Genomic DNA, 18,796 nt, shown 5'->3' on the forward strand with positions numbered 1-18,796 from the left:
TAGCAAAGAGTTTGGCCGCTGTCGTTAGATCGACAGCGGCTTTTGTGTTTTTTGAATTATCGCTGGAGGAGCCAATGGTTCCCGTAATTGCTCTGGTGGGCCGACCTAATGTCGGCAAATCGACGTTGTTTAACCGCCTGACTAGATCCCGCGATGCGATTGTAGGCGATATTCCTGGGCTGACGCGTGATCGCCAATACGGTGAAGCGAAGTGGCAGGATCGCAGTTATATTTTGATCGACACCGGTGGTATTAGCGGTGATGAAGATGGTATTGATGCGAAAATGGCCGAACAGTCGCTGCTCGCGATTGAAGAAGCAGATGTGGTGCTGTTTTTAGTTGATGCGCGTGATGGCATGTGTCCCTCTGATCTAATGATTGCTGAGCATCTGCGCAAGCGTAATAAAACCACTTTGGTGGTGGTCAATAAAGTTGATCATCTCGATGAAAATATTGCTTTGGCTGAGTTTAGTCCGTTGGGCTTAGGTCACTCTGTAGCAATCGCTGCGGCGCATGGCCGTGGTATCACGCAAATGCTTGAGTTAACTCTCGGCAGCTTTGCTAAAGATGTAATTGATGAAATTGATTTAGATAGCATTGTTGAAGGTGAAGATCTCAAACGTATCCCCGGACCTGATGCTAAAGACGGCATTAAAATCGCAATTATTGGTCGACCTAACGTTGGTAAATCAACATTGGTGAATCGCATGCTCGGTGAGCAGCGCGTAGTGGTGTATGACCAGCCGGGAACGACACGTGACAGCATCTATATCCCATTTGAGCGCGATGATGAAAAGTACACCCTGATTGATACTGCGGGTGTGCGCCGTCGTGGCAGAATTTCAGAAGAAGTTGAAAAGTTCTCAGTGGTGAAAACCCTGCAGGCGATTAAAGACGCCAACGTGGTGATCTTTGTGATGGATGCGCGTGAAGGTGTGGTTGACCACGATCTGAACTTGTTAGGTTTTGCTTTAGAGTCGGGCCGCGCAATTGTGATCGCACTGAATAAATGGGACGGCATGCAGCCGAGTGAGCGCGAGTATGCAAAAAAAGAGTTGGAGCGGCGTCTTTATTTTGTCGACTTTGCTGATATTCACTTTATTTCTGCGTTGCACGGTACGGGCGTCGGGCATTTGTATAAGTCTGTGCAAAATGCCTTTACCTCGGCCATAACCCGCTGGCCAACCAATCGTTTGACGCAAATTCTTGAGGATGCCGTGCGTGAACATCAGCCGCCAATTGTCGGCGGGCATCGTATTAAATTGCGTTATGCGCACTTAGGTGGCGCGAATCCACCGCTGATTATCATTCATGGTAATCAGGTTGATGCTGTGCCTAAAAGCTATGTGCGTTATTTAGAAAATACCTATCGACGCGTTTTGAAACTGGTGGGTACACCGATTCGTATTGAGTTTAAAGGTGGCTCAAACCCCTTTGAAGGCAAGAAGAACAAACTCAGCGAGCGCCAGGTGAATAAAAAACGCCGCCTAATGGCCAATAAAAAAGAAAGAGATCTGCGCAAGAAGAAAAAGTAAGCGGTGTCGCCAAGCACTTATAGCAGCGCTTGGCTTTCGCGGTGACCTCATTTTAGAGATGATAAAATGCAGCTGCAGAGTAAATTACCTCAGGTCGGGTTGACCATTTTTTCGCAGATGTCACAGCTAGCTGATGCACATGGTGCGTTAAATTTATCACAGGGTTTTCCTGACTTTGATGCACCAGAGGCATTAAAAGAAGCGCTGCAGCGCCATGTGCAAGCTGGGCATAACCAGTACGGTGCAATGACAGGCGTGGCAGCTTTGCGCGAGCACGTTGCCAGCAAAATTGCTCGTTTATACCGAAACCCAGTGTGCGCAGATAAAGAAGTCACTATTACGCCCGGTGCGACACAGGCGCTGTTTTGCGCCATTCAAACCTTAGTGCGTGCCGGTGATGAGGTGATTGTCTTTGATCCCTGCTACGACAGTTATGCGCCAGCAGTCACCTTAGCCGGTGGTCGTTGTGTGCATATTGCACTTAATAGTGTGGATTTCTCTGTCGATTGGCAAAAATTTGCTGACGCCTTAACTGAGCGCACGCGCTTAGTGATTATCAACAGTCCGCATAACCCCAGTGGCGCTGTGCTACAACGCAGCGATTTGCAGCAATTGGCTGATTTGATTCGTGAGCGCGATGTTTACCTGCTCAGTGATGAAGTCTATGAGCACTTGGTTTTTGATGATCAGTCGCACTGCAGTGTTTTAACCCATGAAGAGCTGTATCAACGCGCTTGTGTGGTCAGTTCCTTTGGCAAAACCTACCATGTCACTGGCTGGAAAACCGGTTATATGGTGGCGCCGGCAAAGCTCACTGCCGAGTTACGTAAAGTGCATCAGTATGTGAGTTTTTGTGCGGTGACACCGATACAGCATGCCTTAGCGGACTTTATGCAGGCTCAGCCTGAGCATGTCGATCAGTTACCGGCTTTTTATCAGCGCAAACGTGATCAGTTGTGCTTGGCGATAGAAAACTCGCGGTTTACCTTTGTGCCAACAGCCAGTACTTATTTTCAATTGCTTGATTATCGCGCTATTCGGGATGATTTAAACGATGTGCAAATGGCACATTGGCTGACGACAGAGCATGGCGTAGCCAGTATTCCATTATCGGTATTCTATCAGCAAGCGCCTGTTGATCAGCATCTGTTGCGGGTGTGTTTTGCTAAACAAGAAGATACTTTGAGCTTGGCTGGAGAAAAATTATGTGCGATTTAAATGCACTGCCTGATTTACGCTTAGCTTTAGTGCAGGGGCCGTCAGTAAGACACGACGTGGCTGCAAACTTAGCTTATTTTTCCCAGGCGTTAGATGATATAGAAGTACAGCAAGAGCCTGTTGATTTGGTGCTATTGCCGGAAATGTTTAACAGTGCTTTTACCATGGATTCAGCTGCGCAGGCTGAGCCAGAGATGGGGCCGACCACGCAGTGGCTGCTACAACAAGCCAAGCGCTTAAATGCAGTGGTGTGTGGCAGTTTAATCACCGAAGTGGCGATGGGGGATTATCGTAATCGCCTGATTTGGGCGCGGCCCGATGGCAGCTTTGCGCACTATGACAAGCGTCATTTGTTTCGTATGGCTGGCGAGCACAATCATTTCACTGCCGGTCAACAACAACTGCAGGTTGAGCTAAAAGGTTGGCGTATTCGTCCATTGATTTGTTATGACTTGCGCTTTCCGGTGTGGAGTCGCGATGCACAGCATACAGATCTACTGCTGTACGTGGCGAGTTGGCCTGCTGTACGCCGCGCGGCTTGGAATCGCCTGCTGCCCGCGCGTGCGATTGAAAATTTATGCTATGTTGCTGCGGTTAACCGTACCGGTGATGACCATCAAGGGCATGCCCATAGCGGTGATAGCCAAGTACTTGATTTTATGGGTGAAACGCTATTACATGCGGGTGCGCAAGCGGGAGTTTATTATGCAATGCTACAAGCGGCTGCATTGGTTCAGTTCAAACAGCGTTTTCCTGCATATTTAGATGCCGATGCCTTTAGTTGGCAATGACTTGAGTACAGATGCCTGAGTGCATGGCGGTTGGTTTTTTGTAATAGGCTGGGTCCAGCTGTTTTATTGGTTTGTTGGGTCTGCTAAATGGATCGTTTATAATTTTATTGCGCTTAATAGTCGCTAATAAGATTAGTTTTACTATGAACTTTGCTAATATAGATGTTAGGAAGCACTGAATAATGTTGGCGAGGCAGTCAGGGCTGGGCGCAACGAACAACGGGAGTAACAGCCAAAGGCTGGCCCGAAGGGCGAGCGCTAGCGAGTCAAATCGGCGAGAAAGTGCAGTTTACAGGTGGTAAATGAGCATTTTATTCGCTTCGCTCCCCTTCGGGGCCGTGCTAAAGCACGTTCAATCTAAAGATTGTGAGCCGTTTTTTAACACCGCCCTGACAATACAGGTAATTATTCAGCATTTGCGTAAGTTATGGAACACCAGCGCAGTTTGTAGCTCTAAATGTTAATGATATAAGCTGGTTGCTCAATATATTGGATTTAGTTTAAATTTTTGGTGTGATGTATTCTGAATGCGTATGCAGGCATCACCCGTGTAGGGTTGCGAGGCCCTTTTTTATTTATTGGTCATAGGAGTTAACGTATCTCATGGATATCGGTTTGCGAGAGTGGATAATTGTTATCGGTGTTATCGTTATCGCTGCTATTTTGTTTGATGCTTGGCGTCGTATGAGTGGTAATAGAAATACATTAAAGTTTCGTTTGGATCGTAACTTGGCTGACCTGCCAGAAGAAGATAATCCAGAGATCATGGGCCCTGCGCGCGTCGTGAGCAAACAAGAGCCCTCATTGGGTGATGATGATAATGATGCAAGCGTTACTTTGCGTGCCGATAGCACAGCTCGTAAACAGCCTCCAATTGATACAAGTGTTGATGCTTTGTCGCTAGATGATCAGCAGGTGCCGACTCTGCTTAACCCATTTGACGATGATATCGATGAGCCGTTGCCTGAGAGTTCCGACAGTGATGGCACTGAGTATGACGAGATTCTCATTATTCATGTGGTCGCACGCAATGAACAGGGCTTTAAAGGCCCAGCTTTGCTGCAAAGCATTTTAGAAAGCGGTTTGCGCTTTGGCGCGATGGATATCTTCCACCGCCATGAAAGCATGACTGGCAATGGCGATAAATTATTTTCTATGGCCAATGCGCTAAATCCAGGCACATTTGATTTAGATGATATGGAGCTATTTAGTACTCGCGCTGTGTGTTTCTTCATGGGATTACCTGGACCGCGCAATAGCCGCCAGGCGTTTGATTTAATGATTGCTGCAGCGCGTAAGTTAGCAAAAGAGCTGGATGGTGATCTTAAAGATGATCACCGCAGTGTATTAACTGCGCAGACCATTGAGCATTATCGTGAACGCATCGCTGACTTTGAACGTCAGCGGTTGACGCAGAAGTTGTAGCTTTTGTCATTTTGACACTACGCAATAGGGCAGCTGAGGCTGCTCTTTTTGTTTGAGTATTAGGCCATGAATTCAAAACAGACTATTTCTACACGCATCGCACAGTTGCGCCAAACGATTGAAGCGCATGATTACAGTTATTATGTTTTAGATGCACCCACTGTGCCGGACAGTGAGTACGATCGCTTATTTTCACAGTTACGTGAGCTGGAGCAGCAACACCCAGAGCTGATCACTGCAGACTCACCAACCCAGCGCGTGTCAGGCCAGCCCCTCGATACTTTTATTCAAGTGCAGCATGGCGTGCCGATGTTAAGTTTGGGTAATGCCTTTGCTGAGGAGCAGGTTCTGGAGTTTGCTCAGCGTGCAGAGCAGGCACTGGGCGCAAGCCAAGGGCAGAGTGATTTATTTTCTGCTGCGCCCGTTTCTATTGAGTATTGCTGTGAGCCTAAGCTGGATGGTCTTGCCGTAAGTATCAGTTATGAACAGGGCGTGTTGGTACGTGCGGCAACCCGCGGTGATGGGCAAACCGGCGAAGATATTACTGCTAATGTGCGCACCATTCGCAATGTTCCGCTGAAGCTACAGGGTGAGGGTTGGCCTGAGAATTTAGAGGTGCGTGGTGAAGTTTATATGCCAAAAGCGGGCTTCGAATTACTCAATCAGCGTGCCCTCGCAGCGGATCAAAAGCCCTTTGCCAATCCACGTAATGCTGCGGCTGGAAGCTTACGTCAGCTTGATGCGAAAATTAGCGCCAGTCGGCCACTGGAGTTTTGTTGCTACGGCAGCAGCACTGAAGATTTAGCGCAGACCCATGCGGGTACGCTGCAGCGATTACGCGAGTGGGGTATTAGCATCAGTCCTGAACTGAAAGTGGTCAACAGTATTGAAGGTTGCTTAGCCTACTATGCCGATATTGGTCAGCGTCGAGCGCAGCTGCCGTATGACATTGATGGGGTGGTATTTAAAATCAATGCCCTAGAGCAGCAGCACAGTTTAGGTTTTCGTGCGCGCGAGCCGCGCTGGGCATTAGCCTATAAGTTTGCTGCGCAAGAAGAAATTACTGAGTTATTAGATGTTGAGTTTCAGGTGGGGCGCACCGGTGCTGTTACGCCAGTGGCACGCTTAAAACCCGTGCATGTTGGCGGTGTGATGGTCTCGAATGCCACCTTGCATAATATGGATGAAGTGGCGCGTTTAGGTGTAATGATTGGTGACACTGTGATTGTGCGTCGCGCTGGCGACGTGATTCCGCAGATCACGCAAGTGCTGTTGGCGCGTCGTCCAAGTGATGCGCGCGCTATCGAAGCGCCCAGCCAGTGTCCGGTCTGTGGTTCGCAGGTTGAGCGCACACAACTGGTTCGTCGCAGCAAAAATAAACAGGTGGTCAGTGAGGGTGCAGTGTGGCGTTGTATGGGGCGTTTAAGCTGCCAAGCCCAGCTGCAACAAGCCCTTATCCACTTTGTCTCGCGCCGTGCGATGGACATTGACGGGTTGGGTGAGAAAATCATTGAGCAGCTGGTTACTCGCAAGCTGGTAGCCTCGCCTGCCGACTTGTATCGCTTGACCTATGAGCAAGTACTTGAGTTGGATGGCTTTGCCGATGTATCCGCACGTAACTTACTCAGTGCGATTGCAGGGAGTAAGCAGCCGCGTTTAGCGCGCTTGATTTTCGCCCTAGGTATTCCTGATGTGGGTGAAGAAACCGCCAAAGTGTTGGCGCGTGCTTTAGGTTCAATGCAGCGCTTACAACAGGCTTATCCGCAAACCCTGTTGTGGTTGCCTGAAATCGGCGCAGAAGTAGCGCACGAGATCACCAGTTTTTTTGCTGACAACCACAATCAAAGTGTGATTGCGCAGCTTGCCGAGTTGCAAGTGCAGGCGGTCGATGAAGGGCAGACTGATGTTGCGTTCCAAGCCTGTGCAACTTTGGCTGGCTTTATCGAGCAGTTTAATATTAGCGGTGTGGCGCACACCAATGCACTGCGTCTTGCACAACACTTTAAAAGTGTTGCGGCGCTGTTTGCGGCAGACTGGCTTGACCTGTGTAGTGTTGAGCGGTTGTCAAAAAACACTGCACTGGCGCTGCAAGACTTTATCAGCCAGGACGAGCAGCGAGAGCACGCACTGTGTCTAGAGCAACAACTGATTGAGTTTGGTATGCATTGGAATTGTCAGCGAACACAGATGCAGGCGGCGCCATTAGCTGGACAAACTTGGGTGTTGACTGGAACCTTAGAGCAGCTAACCCGTGAGCAAGCTAAAGTGCGATTGGAGCAGCTTGGCGCTAAAGTGGCCGGCTCGGTCTCGGCAAAAACCAGTTGTGTGGTGGCTGGTGCTAGTGCTGGCTCTAAGCTGGTGAGAGCGCAAGAGTTGGCTATTCCAGTTTTAGATGAGGCTGCGTTTATCGAACGAATGACACAATTAGAAAACCGGTAACGGTCAGTCATATGCTGACTGGTTAGACTTTTGTTTAATTGTTTGCGGCGTTTTTTTGACTAGTATGCATAGTGTCTACCTCCTGCGAGAAGACAGATTCATGCGTAAGAACATTCCTCCCCCGGGATGTTTATTTGGACGGCCTATTGGCCGTCTTTTTTTTTACTAAAATATGCTCAACCATGTCTCTTAACAGGTGTTTGCTCAGTGGTTGAAGATCTGCTCAGCAGCTGAAAAGTCATGTTCGTTACGAGCCTAGCTTTTGCTGAATACGGTTTTATAAAAACGGTGTATGCTGAAACTATTGGTCAGTTAACAACCTGGAGGTGCAAATGAGTGAGCAAATAGAGATTGTGCATAACCCAAAAAATCAGTGTTTTTCAGCGCAGGTGGATGGGTATCAGGCTATTTTAGAATATCGTACAGTGGATGCGCAGACGCTTGATTTTCACCACACTTATGTTCCTAATGAACTGCGGGGTAAAGGTATTGCTGCGCTATTGGCTAAAGCGGGCTTGGCTTTTGCAAAACAGCAAGGCTATACGGTGATACCTTCCTGTTCGTATATAGAAGTCTACCTGCAACGTCACCCACAATAATGTCAGACGATAAACAACAACGCCCTGCGCAGTGCAGGGCGTTGTTGTTTCGCTGCTTATTGATTTAGTTACGCTTGCGCGTCGGTAGTACGTCTTTTAGTTTCTCACGCATACTGCGTATGCTTTTTTCTGTAGTGTCCCAGTCAATACAAGCATCGGTAATAGACACACCGTACTTAAGCTGGCTCAAGTCATCACCGATTGATTGGTTACCCCAACCTAAATGACTTTCAATCATTAAGCTGCTAATGGATTGGTTACCATCTACAATTTGGTTGGTGATGTTATCCAGAACCAGCGGCTGCAGTGCTGGGTCTTTGTTGGAGTTGGCATGGCTGCAGTCAATCATGATGTTGGTAGAGATTTTAGCTTTTTTTAGCTCTTGCTCACATAGCGCAACACTGACCGAGTCATAGTTTGGTTTGCCGTTACCACCGCGTAACACCACGTGGCCATAATTATTGCCTTTAGTGGTTACAATAGATACGCCGCCTTGCTGGTTGATGCCTAAAAAGCGATGTGGGCTAGAGACCGATTGCAGAGCGTTAATAGCAACAGTTAAGCCACCATCAGTGCCGTTTTTAAAACCCACTGCAGAGGATAAACCTGATGCCATTTCGCGGTGTGTTTGTGACTCTGTGGTACGTGCGCCAATGGCCGACCAGCTAATTAAGTCTTGCAAATACTGTGGCGAAATGGGGTCTAAGGCTTCAGTGGCAGTAGGTAAGCCTTTTTCAGCCAGATCCAATAATAATTTACGGCCAATATGCAAGCCATCTTCAATTTTAAAAGAATCATCCAAGTACGGATCGTTGATTAAGCCTTTCCAGCCCACGGTCGTGCGCGGTTTTTCAAAATACACGCGCATGATTAAAAATAGAGTGTCAGACACTTCATCAGCCAGTGCCTTGAGGCGGTCTGCATATTCATGCGCTGCTTTTAAGTCATGGATAGAGCAGGGGCCAATAACAATAAATAAGCGGTGGTCTTTGCCGTCCAGAATGTCACGCACAACTTGACGGCCGTGCGATACGGTGTGCTGTGCTTTTTCGCTCAGCGGCATTTTATTTTTAAGTTGCTCTGGAGTGATTAGTGTCACGTTAGAAGCAATGTTTAAGTCATCGATTGGTAAATCAGCCATCGTCGTCGTTATCTCACTCGCAGGTTATAAAAAGAGGCTGAGTCATCCTGCTCAGCGCCATAATATGCATATAAAAGCTTTAAACCATACCGCCTTATCGGCAGTAACAAAAGTCTACTGTTGGTTATAGTATACGCCAGCATTGCTATAAATAGGCGGCTAGGGTGGATAAAGTGGCGGCAGTTGATCATCGCCACTGGCAGCTGAAGGCTCAGTAAAAGACAGCTGACCGATAGCCTGCCAGAGCGCTTGGCCTTGCCAGTTACTATAATTCTCACTGTATAGCGCGCTATTTAGAGCATCCAGAGCATCACTTAGACTGTCATCACGCATGGCTATATCAGCCAACGATTCTGGGTGTTGGCGTGCCCAGGCATCCAGGGCTTGGCGTGTACTCTGTGGGTCATTCGATAAACAGGCGCGCTTTAAATCGTCATGTAAATTACGCGAGCTTGGCCCGTTACTGGCAGGTACGATAACAGCTGGCTGGTGACGCGCACGCCACCACAAGCTAAAACCAACCAGAGTTAAAATAAAGAAAAGAGCGCTCAGTGCTTGCCAGAGCCACAATGGCTGGTTGTCCGGTGTTAGCGTTGCTGGATCGCTTGCTAGTGGTGTTAAGTCAGTCGAGTTGGCTGTAAGCGCTGCTGCAATCACCTGTAGTTTTTGTGCGGGTAGTTCAGCGTATTCAAGTTGGTCTGTACTGGTATTCCACCACGGTAATTTGATGGCGGCTAGGCTGTGCTGGCCAGCACTTTGAAAGACAAAGGCTTGGCGTTCATCACGATGACTGATGAGGCCTTGCTCAGTAAACTGGTGGCCGAATGAGGGTTGATCAACGTACACAGTGTAAGTACTTGCAGGCGGTGGCGTTAAAGCAGGCAACTGAGAGTCAGGTAAGCCTTGTGCATGTATTTTGAGCAGCCGAGTAACAGCTGTACCTGTGCTGATTGGTGTATCTAGGCTGGGAGCCCAGCTTTGTTCTAGGCTTACCTGTTGTGCTGGTAGCCAAGCGGCATGTTCAGGGTAGTCCTTGGGGATAGCTTTAACCTGCAGTGGAATACGTGCTGATCTGACCTCAATACGCTGCCCAGCTTGTGCACTAAAAGGCGTGAGAGAATGCGGATCATGGCCAGCTAAGGTCGCAGAAAAAATTTGTTCTGGGATTTCAATCAGTCCGCTTTGTTGCGGAAAAATAGCATAATTAATTTCAATAACACCATGGCGCACGCCATTAATGTGCTGTTCAAATGTGCGCGGCTTACCTAAGGGTTCAACGCGCGCATTGTCTAACAGAAGAGGTGTTAGATTGCTGTCAGCAAACAGTGGAATGGCATGATAAATACGCAAAGTGAGCAGTGTTTGTGCTTGCACATAAACCCATTCTTGATCGAGCTGGGTGTCAATATATACAGGTTCAAGTGGCGCTGTACTGACACTGGCAGACTCTTTTATATAAAGATTGATGGGGGCACTTTGTCGTTCACCTAAGCTGATTGGGGGGATAATTAAAAAGCCGGTTTGCTTAGGCAGTAAGGTCAAAATCCATTGTGTCACTGGCTCCTCAAAGCCCTGAGCTGTGCTAAAGCGATTAACTTGTTTGCTGTTGATAAGTTCAAAGAGTGGCTTTAGCGGGGTTAGGTCAGGCGCTAAAAACTGCGAGCTGTCATTTGACTCTAAGATAAGCTCGATACTTTCACCGGCATTGATTTGTGTTCTATCGACTGTTGCAGTAAAGGTTGCAGCTTGTACGTGACTGATGCACAGCAGCACTAGCGCGCCTAAATAATTAACAAAGTGACGCATATTCAAGGTGCGGCCTCCTGCATATTGTGTTCATACCAAAACTTTCGCTTTAATAATTCACTGGGATTATCAGGAATCTGCTCTAGCCAGCTTTCTAAGTGGATAGCTGGTTCGGCAAGGGTGGAGTCATGCCACGCTTGCTCTAATGGTGCCTGTTGTTGCTCGGCTAAATTTTGCTGGCCTTGCAGGGTGTTAGACACGGGTGCGCTTACTGTATCGATTACGGCTTGAGCTGGCTTACCTTGTGTTTTTGCGCTGTCCTCTGTCGTGGTTGTAGCGAGTGGATCGCTAGCGTCGCTGGTTGATGGCTCTGCTGTGCCGGCAGACTCTCCATTATTAGGAGTGGAGTCTTGCTTGTTTTGCAGAGCGTCCTCGATAACGGTCAGATTAAACTGTGCGGCGAGCATGTCTGGCGCTTGGTTTAATGCTTGCTGATAGGCTTCAGCTGCTTCTACTAGCAAACCAGCCAAGGCCAAAGCATTGCCGCGATTGTAGTGGGTTTCGGGGCTATCAAAGTGTGCAAATAACTGGGCTGCTGCTGTGTAGTCTTCGGCTAAATACAGTGCTGTTGCGCGCCACAGGGGGTCGGAAAATTGCTGTGCTGCCAGCTTAGGTTGTTGCTGCTGGAGAAGCTTCTGCCCTTGTTGATCAGGACGGAGCCACAGGTCATTAAACTCAAATGCAAAAGAAGGCATTGGCAGTATACAGGCCACTAACAGCAGCAGCCCGCCACGCCGTGCTGAAAACGCGACAAGTAGTAGCAAGGGTAAAATAAACCAATAGCCTTGGTCGTTATGTACGATGTTCTGTCTGCTCATCTCAGTGCTTAAATGAGTGTCTGAATGAGCCAATATATCGAGTGCGTTTAAGTCTTTGTCATCATTATTTAGACGTGTGTAAGGGCTGCTGCTGTGCTTGGCTAGCAATTGTAATGACACTTCGTTGAGGCGACTAATGACTATGGCACCTGAGGCATCGCTAATAAAATGACCGTGTGCAGGGTCAATAACGGGTGCGCCTGTTAGGGTGCCGACTCCGATGATTTTTAATTGCACAGGATGCTGTTTGAGTAGTGCTTGGATTGCTGTTTGCTCGGGCGCAGAGACACCTGTGCTGATCAATAAAATCTGCCCTTCGCCTTGTGCGCCCTGTTTTAATAAATGCACTGCGCGCTCAATGGCTAAATCAGCCCGCTGTCCAGCGACAGGCATCAGCTCAGGTTGCAGTGCTTTTAGAAGATTTTTGCTGGTCAGTAAATCATTGCTCAACGGCACCAGTGTGTGTGCGCTGCCGGCATACACAACGAGTGCGCTAAAGGCTGCGCCACGTTGTTCGAGTAGACTGAGTACTTTAGCGCGAACTCGATCTAAACGGTTGGGGGCTAAGTCATTGGCAAGCATGTCTGGGGTGAGCTGGATAGCAATGACCAATGGGGAAGCAAGCTGCTGGTTGTTGGACTGCTGTAGGGGTTTTTCCCAGCTTGGGCCCAGTAATGCCAAAATTGCACACAACCACGCACTGCCTAATAAAAGGTAGCGACTACGCCTCAGCCGGTGTGCGCCGCTACTTAATAAAATAGTGTGAAAGGCCTGAGGCAACCATGAGCGCCAGCTGTGTTGCTGCTTGTCCGCTTGGTATAGCCCCCAAAGCAAAAACAGCAGTGCAGGAACACATAGCAGCCAATACAGGCGTGTCCACTCCGGCCAGTGGTTGATGAAAGAGGGCATCAGCGAGACTCCTCAGCGCGTGTGCTGTTGCGCAAAGTAGGATAAAGGCGCAACGCTATTATGATCATACTTAGCAGCAGCGCAGCAGCTAAAGGCCAGCTGTAGAGTTCTTGAGCACTGCGTTTAGGTGGTTGATAACCTGATGCAGGCTCCAACTGACTTAAACTGTTATGCATATGTACTAAATCACTGCTGTTGGTCAGATGAAAATATTCGCCAGCGGTGGTTTTGGCAATGCTTTTTAAGCTGCGCTCGTCCAGCTCAAGGCTGGCAGGCTCTGCCTCTACAAGCAAAGAGGATTCTGCTTTGCGACTGCCAATGCCAACGGTATAAATTTTAATTTTATAGCGTGCCGCTAACTGCGCTGCTGCTAGTGGTGACATGACACCACTGTTGTTGGCACCGTCCGTGACTAAAATCAGTACGCGATGCTCGGCTGGGCGCACGCGCAAGCGCTTTATCGCCAAGCCAATTGCATCACCAATTGATGTGGTGTTCCCAGCGATACCTGGTTGTGCTTCTTGCACCCAAGTTCTTACGCTGTGATGGTCATAGGTCAGGGGAGCTTGCAGGTAGGCTTGGCTGCCAAATAAGATCAGGCCTAAACGATCGCCATGGCGTGCGGCAAGAAAACTATCCAGCCAGTGCTTAACAAAATCCATACGTGAAAGGCTGCTGCCTTGCAGTGTCATATCACTGTAGAGCATGGAGCTTGAGACATCTACTGCAATCAATAAGTCGCGGCCAGTGGTGGGACGCTCTTGTAAGTTGCCCTGCAGTTGTGGGCGCGCAGCAGCACACAACAGTAGCAGCCAAATCAGAATGTAAGCCGCTGTTTTACTACGCCAATAGGGTACAGCTTTGCTCTGGCTGCGTTGCAAGGCAGTAAGTTCAGTATAAAAAGGAATGCACAGTGCTGCATCATGCGGGGGCAGGGGCGGCACAAAAACTCGAACCAGCCAAGGTAAGGGTAATAATAAAAAAAGCCATGGCCAAGCAAATTCAAACATGCTTTCGGATCCAAGTATCAATGGCCTGCTGTAACTGGGCGATGGATTTGTTATCTAGGCGACAGTCAGGTTGATAGGCACCTTGCACTAAAATCATCCAGCGCGAAAGCCCAGCAGCCGGGCAGCGGCTGTCTAAAAAAGCTAACCATTCACGTCCGCTTAGGGTATGGCTGGCGCTTTCAGGGTAGCGTGTGGCACAGATGCGTTTGAGCAGCTGGTTGATTTGCTGCAGCCAAGGGCCGGCCTGGGCACCATCATAAGGTTTTGCTAGGGTGTGCAATTGCTGTAAAGCGCTGTCGCGTAAAGGGTCACTGCTGGCCGCTTGGCTTGTTGCTGCACGAATACGGCTGAGGTAGCGCCAAATGCCAAGCAAAACAATCAGCAGCACAGCAAGCAGCCACCAGCCTAAGGCTGGCGGCCACCAGCTAACTGGGCTGGGCAAGATAAGCGGCTGCAGTTGTTCGGGACTGATCATGACCCCGCCTGAGTGCCGAGCACCTGTTGCAAATTAATGGCTTGTAATTGCTCTAAGGCCCCAAATTGCGTGCTCAGCGGCAGCAATGCGGCACCCAGTTGCTGAGCTAAATTCTGCCAAGCAGCTTGATAAGCCGCTCCCTTTTCTTGCCATTGCTGGCGCAGGCGAGGGTTATGGGTGTCAATGCTGGTGCTGCTGTCAGCCAATGCAAACCGCGCCGGGCCTATAGTGGGTAAGCAATGTTCTAGTGGGTCAGAGACCGGCAGTAAAATTAGTTCGGCCTGTGCAGCGAGTCGGCGCAACAAATGGCTGCTTTCATCATTCAAGTGGCGCTCATTGCAAATTAAAATAATTAGGCTGCCCGTGCGTGTTAAGCGCAGGGCTTGTTGCAATGCTTCGATCAGAGGGTTTTTTAAGTCCTGAGACATCGTTTGTTGCAGGCGCTGGTTTGCATCGGCCAGCGCTTGGATAAAATGCAGCACGCTGTGTTGGCTGCGGTGTGCAGGGGTATGGGTCACGCCGTTGTCGTCAAATACGAGGCCGCCAACACGGTCATTGTGTTGCAAGCTGGCCCAAGCAAATATACTGGCGACTTGCGCAACTAAAACAGACTTGAAACAGCCGGTGCTGGCAAAAAATAGGTGCAAGCTTTGTTCAGCAACAATAAATGTTGGGCGTTCGCGTTCTTCATGAAAAACTTTTGTGTGTACTTCGCCAGTGCGTGCAGTCACTCGCCAGTCAATACTGCGTGAATCATCACCGATTTGATAGGCGCGCACTTGATCAAAATCCATCCCGCGGCCACGCAAGCGCGAACGGTGTAAACCAAGCAGGGTGCTACGTTGTAAGGGTGTGCTGAATAGTTCAATGTGTTGCACATAATGGCGCAGCCCCAGCAGCTCTTGCAGCTCAATGTGCGTGCGGCCTTGCATGTCCATTAGGCGACCGCAACAACATCAAGTAAATGCTGCAAAACCTGGTCTTGATCAATACCAGCGGCCTGCGCTTCAAAGGATAAAATAATACGGTGGCGTAAGGTATCAAACAAAACCGCTTGTATATCTTCAGGGCTGACAAAGTCGCGACCAGCCAGCCAAGCATGGGCGCGTGCGCAACGGTCAATGGCGATTGAGCCGCGCGGGCTGGCACCAAAGCGAATCCACTTGGCGAGCTCAGGGTCGAACTTGGCTGGGGTGCGTGTGGCGATGACCAGCTGGACTAAATACTCTTCCATTGCGTCCGCCATGTAGATATTTAATACCTCTTTACGTGCAGCAAAAATGGTCTGTTGGTTGAGTAAGTGCTCAGGCTTTTGCTCACCTTGCAAGGCAATTGAGCGGGCTTGTTGCAGAATTTTGCGTTCAATCTGCGCATCAGGAAAACCAATTTTCACATGCATTAGAAAACGGTCTAATTGTGCTTCCGGCAGCGGGTAAGTGCCTTCTTGCTCAATGGGATTCTGCGTGGCCATAACTAAGAATAAGTCGGGTAAGGCATAGGTACTATTACCGATACTGACTTGATGTTCAGCCATCGCCTCAAGCAGTGCTGACTGGACTTTAGCAGGTGCGCGATTGATTTCATCGGCTAAAATTAAATTGTGAAAAACAGGGCCACGTTGAAATTCAAAAACAGCACTTTCTGGGCGGTAAATGTCCGTGCCGGTGATGTCTGAAGGGAGCAGGTCAGGGGTAAACTGAATGCGCTGAAAGTTTGCTTCAAGGCCATCCGCCAGGTATTTAATCGCTTTGGTTTTTGCCAAGCCCGGCGCGCCTTCTACCAGTAAGTGGCCGTCGGCTAACAGGGCGATCAATAAGCGATCAATCAGCCGATCTTGGCCAAGGATTTGCTTCGTTAAATAATGGCGTAAAGCGAGTAAGGCTGCATGAGGTGACATAAAGTGCCTTTCTAATTCACGAATCTTTGTGGCAGTGTAATGCATGTGCTACGTGCATGGATATGCGCTACAGCGTTGCATATCGGTGTTATTTAATTAAAAGGGTGCAGGGCAGTTAAAAGCTAAAGGTTGTTTGGAGTGTGGGTGGGTAAACCTTAACTCAGTTGCGTGCAGGCATAAGCGTGGTGCTGCTTGCAGCGCTTGTTCATGGGCGTAGAGGCCGTCGCCTAATAATGGATGACCGATGGACAACATATGCACCCTGAGCTGGTGTGAGCGGCCTGTGTACGGGGTTAACTCGACACGGCAGTGGTCAGCACTGCGTTGCAGCAGAGTCCATAGCGTGAGGGCATGTTTGCCTTGTTCATGGTCAACAACATGACGCGGCTTGGTGGGAGGATCGTAGCGCAGCGGCAGTTCGATCTTGCCTTGTTCCTGCTCCAGCTGACCCCAGCATAGTGCTGTGTAGCGCTTCTCCACTTCACGGTCGTGAAATTGGCGTGATAATTCACGGTGACTGTTGGCATCGCGGGCAAGAATAATAAGACCTGACGTCTCCCAGTCGAGGCGGTGCACGATGCGTGCATCAGCGTAGCCATTTTCTTGTAGGCGAGTGACTAAGCAATCTTTATTGTCTTCAGCGCGCCCAGGCACTGACAATAATAAGGTTGGTTTGTTGACCACTAAGATGTATTGGTCTGCATAGATAATTTCAATACTTGATAGTGGCATAACGTACCCTATAAATAGATTTGGCGGCCGTTGGGCCGCCAAATAATGACTGTGGATTAAGTGCGCAAGGCTTAACGATCAGGCAGGGTGATATTCAGCTCAAGAATCGAGCAGCTGCCTTGATTTTCTAGGGCAACCTGCACTTGATCATGTTCAATATTGACGTACTTGCGAATCACCTCAACCAGCTCTTTTTGCAGTGCTGGCAAATAGTCAGGCTCTTCACGCTGGCCCCGTTCATGGGCGACAATGATTTGTAAGCGCTCTTTGGCAATGGATGCCGTGGGCTCTTTCTTACGACCCCTTAGAAAATCTAAAATACTCACTCTTTACCTCCGAACATGCGTTGGAGGAAGCCTTTCCTTTGTACTTCCAGAAACCGGTGCGGCACTTCTTTGCCAAGTAAACGCTCGACTGCATCGCTGTAAGCTTGGCCAGCGTCACTTTCCTCGTCAAGAATAACAGGTACACCTTGGTTAGAGGCTTTGAGAACTGCTTGTGATTCAGGGATGACGCCGATCATCTGAATCGAGAGTATTTCCTCAACATCTTCCACGCTGAGCATTTCACCGCGAGCAACGCGCTCAGGGTTGTAGCGTGTCAATAAGAGGTGTTCGGTGATGGGTTCACGGCCTTCTTCAGCGCGTTTTGATTTGCTTGACAGTAGGCCCAGCATGCGGTCTGAGTCACGTACTGAAGAGACTTCAGGGTTGGTCACAACAATGGCTGCATCAGCTAAGTACATGGCCAAGTGCGCGCCTTTTTCGATACCCGCAGGCGAATCGCAAATGACATACTCAAATTGCTCTGCAAGCTCGCTGATCACTTTTTCAACGCCTTCAATAGTCAGCGCATCTTTATCACGGGTTTGGCTGGCCGCTAAGATGTATAGGTTTTCTAAACGCTTGTCCTTAATCAGTGCTTGATTAAGCGTGGCGTCGCCATTAATGACGTTAACAAAATCGTAAACAACACGGCGCTCGCAGCCCATGATTAAATCAAGGTTACGCAGACCCACGTCAAAATCGACAATGACTGTTTTGTGCCCACGTAAGGCAAGGCCAGTGCCGATCGCAGCGCTGGTGGTCGTTTTACCAACACCGCCTTTCCCTGAAGTTACAACGATAATCTTAGACAAGCGAGTCACCTTATGAATTGTGTAAAGGGTGGTTGATGCGTTGATTATAAAGTGTTCACCGTGACAAAGGTATAGATCAGAGTGCAGAGATGTTTAACTGCTGCTCATTTAGATACGTTTGTGTAGCTTTTCCCCATAAAGGGTCACGGCGCAAATCTTCAGCGACTTTATATTGGCCGGCAATGGATAGCATTTCAGCACCCATTTGTTGGCAAAATATTCGAGCCTCTAGGTTGCCATTGATGCCAGCCAATGCTCGGCCACGCAATGGACCATAAACATGGATATTGCCATCAGCTAATAGTTCCGCGCCGGCACTGACTGCAGCCATAATAATTAAGTCAGTGTTCTTAGCATAAATTTGCTGGCCACTGCGAACCGGTTGCGTAATGATTTTAGCTGGAATGACGCTGGGTTCAACAGGTGCTTCAATGGTCAGTGGTCGTTCGCGTGCACCACTTGGCGGCATTACGGCAAGATCAAGCTGTTCAGCCGCAGATACCTGTGTAGGATTTTCAGTGCGCAATGCCAGCGGGTGTAAGCCATGACTACGGCAGATGCTGAGCAAGTGCGTCAAATCTATGGTGTCAGCGCCAACTGTACATTTGTCTAATGCTAAAATAATGGGTGCATCTTTAAAAAATTGAGGTGCCTGCTCAACTTTTTCAGCGAGCTGTTCATCTAGACTGTCTAGATCACTGGATGAAAGCTCTAGAATGGTTAAGGCGAGCATGCTGCCTTTAAGTTGAAAGACAGGTGCTTTCTCAAGAATATCGACTTGATTCATGGATAGCTCTACGGAATATAAAAATTAAAAGTGGTTTATATCGCTAAGCATGGCAGGCTGCAAATGAATAAGCCAT

The 18,796-nt window shown here is 48.8% G+C and carries 17 protein-coding genes; 6 read left to right on the plus strand and 11 right to left on the minus strand.

Going from position 1 to position 18,796, the window contains the following annotated elements:
- The first annotated feature begins 74 nt into the window (after positions 1-74).
- The 6 genes from der (at position 75) to FXF61_RS03975 (ending at position 8,007) form a co-directional block, all read left to right on the plus strand.
- Positions 75-1,535: a ribosome biogenesis GTPase Der gene (der, locus tag FXF61_RS03950; RefSeq protein ID WP_151184033.1), complete on the plus strand. Its 1,461-nt coding sequence runs from the start codon at positions 75-77 to the stop codon at positions 1,533-1,535.
- A gap of 66 nt (positions 1,536-1,601) precedes the next feature.
- Positions 1,602-2,753: a pyridoxal phosphate-dependent aminotransferase gene (locus tag FXF61_RS03955; RefSeq protein WP_151184034.1), complete on the plus strand. Its 1,152-nt coding sequence runs from the start codon at positions 1,602-1,604 to the stop codon at positions 2,751-2,753.
- Positions 2,741-3,544, plus strand: coding sequence for an amidohydrolase (locus tag FXF61_RS03960; RefSeq protein ID WP_151184035.1), 804 nt, complete (start codon positions 2,741-2,743; stop codon positions 3,542-3,544). The genes FXF61_RS03955 and FXF61_RS03960 overlap by 13 nt, the downstream gene beginning before the upstream one ends.
- A gap of 603 nt (positions 3,545-4,147) precedes the next feature.
- Positions 4,148-4,969 (plus strand): cell division protein ZipA, encoded by an 822-nt coding sequence (gene zipA, locus FXF61_RS03965; protein WP_151184036.1) that lies wholly within the window; start codon positions 4,148-4,150, stop codon positions 4,967-4,969.
- Between the two features lie 66 nt (positions 4,970-5,035).
- Positions 5,036-7,408: an NAD-dependent DNA ligase LigA gene (gene ligA, locus FXF61_RS03970; RefSeq protein WP_151184037.1), complete on the plus strand. Its 2,373-nt coding sequence runs from the start codon at positions 5,036-5,038 to the stop codon at positions 7,406-7,408.
- 332 nt (positions 7,409-7,740) lie between these two features.
- A complete protein-coding gene (locus FXF61_RS03975) occupies positions 7,741-8,007 on the plus strand; it encodes a GNAT family N-acetyltransferase (protein WP_151184038.1) in 267 nt (88 codons plus the stop codon).
- A 64-nt stretch (positions 8,008-8,071) separates the two neighbouring features.
- Here the strand turns inward: FXF61_RS03975 and FXF61_RS03980 are convergent, their stop codons facing one another.
- The 11 genes from FXF61_RS03980 to minC all read right to left on the minus strand — a co-directional run bounded on the left by FXF61_RS03980 (position 8,072) and on the right by minC (position 18,720).
- Positions 8,072-9,148, minus strand: coding sequence for a 3-deoxy-7-phosphoheptulonate synthase (locus FXF61_RS03980; protein WP_151184039.1), 1,077 nt, complete (start codon positions 9,146-9,148; stop codon positions 8,072-8,074).
- A 159-nt stretch (positions 9,149-9,307) separates the two neighbouring features.
- Positions 9,308-10,954: a BatD family protein gene (locus FXF61_RS03985; protein ID WP_151186001.1), complete on the minus strand. Its 1,647-nt coding sequence runs from the start codon at positions 10,952-10,954 to the stop codon at positions 9,308-9,310.
- Positions 10,955-10,956: 2 nt separating this feature from the next.
- Positions 10,957-12,681 carry a VWA domain-containing protein gene (locus tag FXF61_RS03990; protein ID WP_151184040.1) on the minus strand — a complete coding sequence of 575 codons (1,725 nt, stop codon included), beginning with the start codon at positions 12,679-12,681 and terminating at the stop codon, positions 10,957-10,959.
- Entirely contained in the window at positions 12,681-13,691 is a 1,011-nt protein-coding gene (locus tag FXF61_RS03995) for a VWA domain-containing protein (protein ID WP_151184041.1), read from the minus strand. The genes FXF61_RS03990 and FXF61_RS03995 overlap by 1 nt, the downstream gene beginning before the upstream one ends.
- Positions 13,684-14,166 (minus strand): DUF4381 domain-containing protein, encoded by a 483-nt coding sequence (locus tag FXF61_RS04000; RefSeq protein ID WP_151184042.1) that lies wholly within the window; start codon positions 14,164-14,166, stop codon positions 13,684-13,686. Before FXF61_RS04000 ends, FXF61_RS03995 begins: the two co-directional genes overlap by 8 nt.
- Positions 14,163-15,104: a DUF58 domain-containing protein gene (locus FXF61_RS04005; RefSeq protein ID WP_151184043.1), complete on the minus strand. Its 942-nt coding sequence runs from the start codon at positions 15,102-15,104 to the stop codon at positions 14,163-14,165. Before FXF61_RS04005 ends, FXF61_RS04000 begins: the two co-directional genes overlap by 4 nt.
- On the minus strand, positions 15,104-16,063 hold the full coding sequence (locus tag FXF61_RS04010; RefSeq protein ID WP_151184044.1) for a MoxR family ATPase: 960 nt from the start codon (positions 16,061-16,063) through the stop codon (positions 15,104-15,106). Before FXF61_RS04010 ends, FXF61_RS04005 begins: the two co-directional genes overlap by 1 nt.
- Before the next feature lie 96 nt (positions 16,064-16,159).
- Positions 16,160-16,795, minus strand: a complete 636-nt coding sequence (locus FXF61_RS04015) for an RluA family pseudouridine synthase (RefSeq protein ID WP_151184045.1) — start codon at positions 16,793-16,795, stop codon at positions 16,160-16,162.
- Positions 16,796-16,866: 71 nt separating this feature from the next.
- On the minus strand, positions 16,867-17,121 hold the full coding sequence (gene minE, locus FXF61_RS04020) for a cell division topological specificity factor MinE (protein ID WP_151184046.1): 255 nt from the start codon (positions 17,119-17,121) through the stop codon (positions 16,867-16,869).
- Complete coding sequence (minD, locus tag FXF61_RS04025; RefSeq protein WP_151184047.1) at positions 17,118-17,933, minus strand: septum site-determining protein MinD; 816 nt, start codon at positions 17,931-17,933, stop codon at positions 17,118-17,120. The genes minE and minD overlap by 4 nt, the downstream gene beginning before the upstream one ends.
- A gap of 76 nt (positions 17,934-18,009) precedes the next feature.
- Positions 18,010-18,720, minus strand: coding sequence for a septum site-determining protein MinC (gene minC, locus FXF61_RS04030; protein WP_151184048.1), 711 nt, complete (start codon positions 18,718-18,720; stop codon positions 18,010-18,012).
- Positions 18,721-18,796 lie beyond the last annotated feature (76 nt).

Origin of the sequence: Pseudomonas sp. C27(2019) (assembly GCF_008807395.1) — a bacterium.
Taxonomy (GTDB): domain Bacteria; phylum Pseudomonadota; class Gammaproteobacteria; order Pseudomonadales; family Pseudomonadaceae; genus Denitrificimonas.

What these genes read in the sequence shown, in the direction of transcription:
- der (WP_151184033.1), top strand. Translation starts at nt 75, where the DNA reads ATGGTTCCCGTAATTGCTCTGGTGGGCCGACCTAATGTCGGCAAATCG.
- FXF61_RS03955 (WP_151184034.1), top strand. Translation starts at nt 1,602, where the DNA reads ATGCAGCTGCAGAGTAAATTACCTCAGGTCGGGTTGACCATTTTTTCG.
- FXF61_RS03960 (WP_151184035.1), top strand. Translation starts at nt 2,741, where the DNA reads ATGTGCGATTTAAATGCACTGCCTGATTTACGCTTAGCTTTAGTGCAG.
- zipA (WP_151184036.1), top strand. Translation starts at nt 4,148, where the DNA reads ATGGATATCGGTTTGCGAGAGTGGATAATTGTTATCGGTGTTATCGTT.
- ligA (WP_151184037.1), top strand. Translation starts at nt 5,036, where the DNA reads ATGAATTCAAAACAGACTATTTCTACACGCATCGCACAGTTGCGCCAA.
- FXF61_RS03975 (WP_151184038.1), top strand. Translation starts at nt 7,741, where the DNA reads ATGAGTGAGCAAATAGAGATTGTGCATAACCCAAAAAATCAGTGTTTT.
- FXF61_RS03980 (WP_151184039.1), bottom strand. Translation starts at nt 9,148, where the DNA reads ATGGCTGATTTACCAATCGATGACTTAAACATTGCTTCTAACGTGACA.
- FXF61_RS03985 (WP_151186001.1), bottom strand. Translation starts at nt 10,954, where the DNA reads ATGCGTCACTTTGTTAATTATTTAGGCGCGCTAGTGCTGCTGTGCATC.
- FXF61_RS03990 (WP_151184040.1), bottom strand. Translation starts at nt 12,681, where the DNA reads ATGCCCTCTTTCATCAACCACTGGCCGGAGTGGACACGCCTGTATTGG.
- FXF61_RS03995 (WP_151184041.1), bottom strand. Translation starts at nt 13,691, where the DNA reads ATGTTTGAATTTGCTTGGCCATGGCTTTTTTTATTATTACCCTTACCT.
- FXF61_RS04000 (WP_151184042.1), bottom strand. Translation starts at nt 14,166, where the DNA reads ATGATCAGTCCCGAACAACTGCAGCCGCTTATCTTGCCCAGCCCAGTT.
- FXF61_RS04005 (WP_151184043.1), bottom strand. Translation starts at nt 15,104, where the DNA reads ATGGACATGCAAGGCCGCACGCACATTGAGCTGCAAGAGCTGCTGGGG.
- FXF61_RS04010 (WP_151184044.1), bottom strand. Translation starts at nt 16,063, where the DNA reads ATGTCACCTCATGCAGCCTTACTCGCTTTACGCCATTATTTAACGAAG.
- FXF61_RS04015 (WP_151184045.1), bottom strand. Translation starts at nt 16,795, where the DNA reads ATGCCACTATCAAGTATTGAAATTATCTATGCAGACCAATACATCTTA.
- minC (WP_151184048.1), bottom strand. Translation starts at nt 18,720, where the DNA reads ATGAATCAAGTCGATATTCTTGAGAAAGCACCTGTCTTTCAACTTAAA.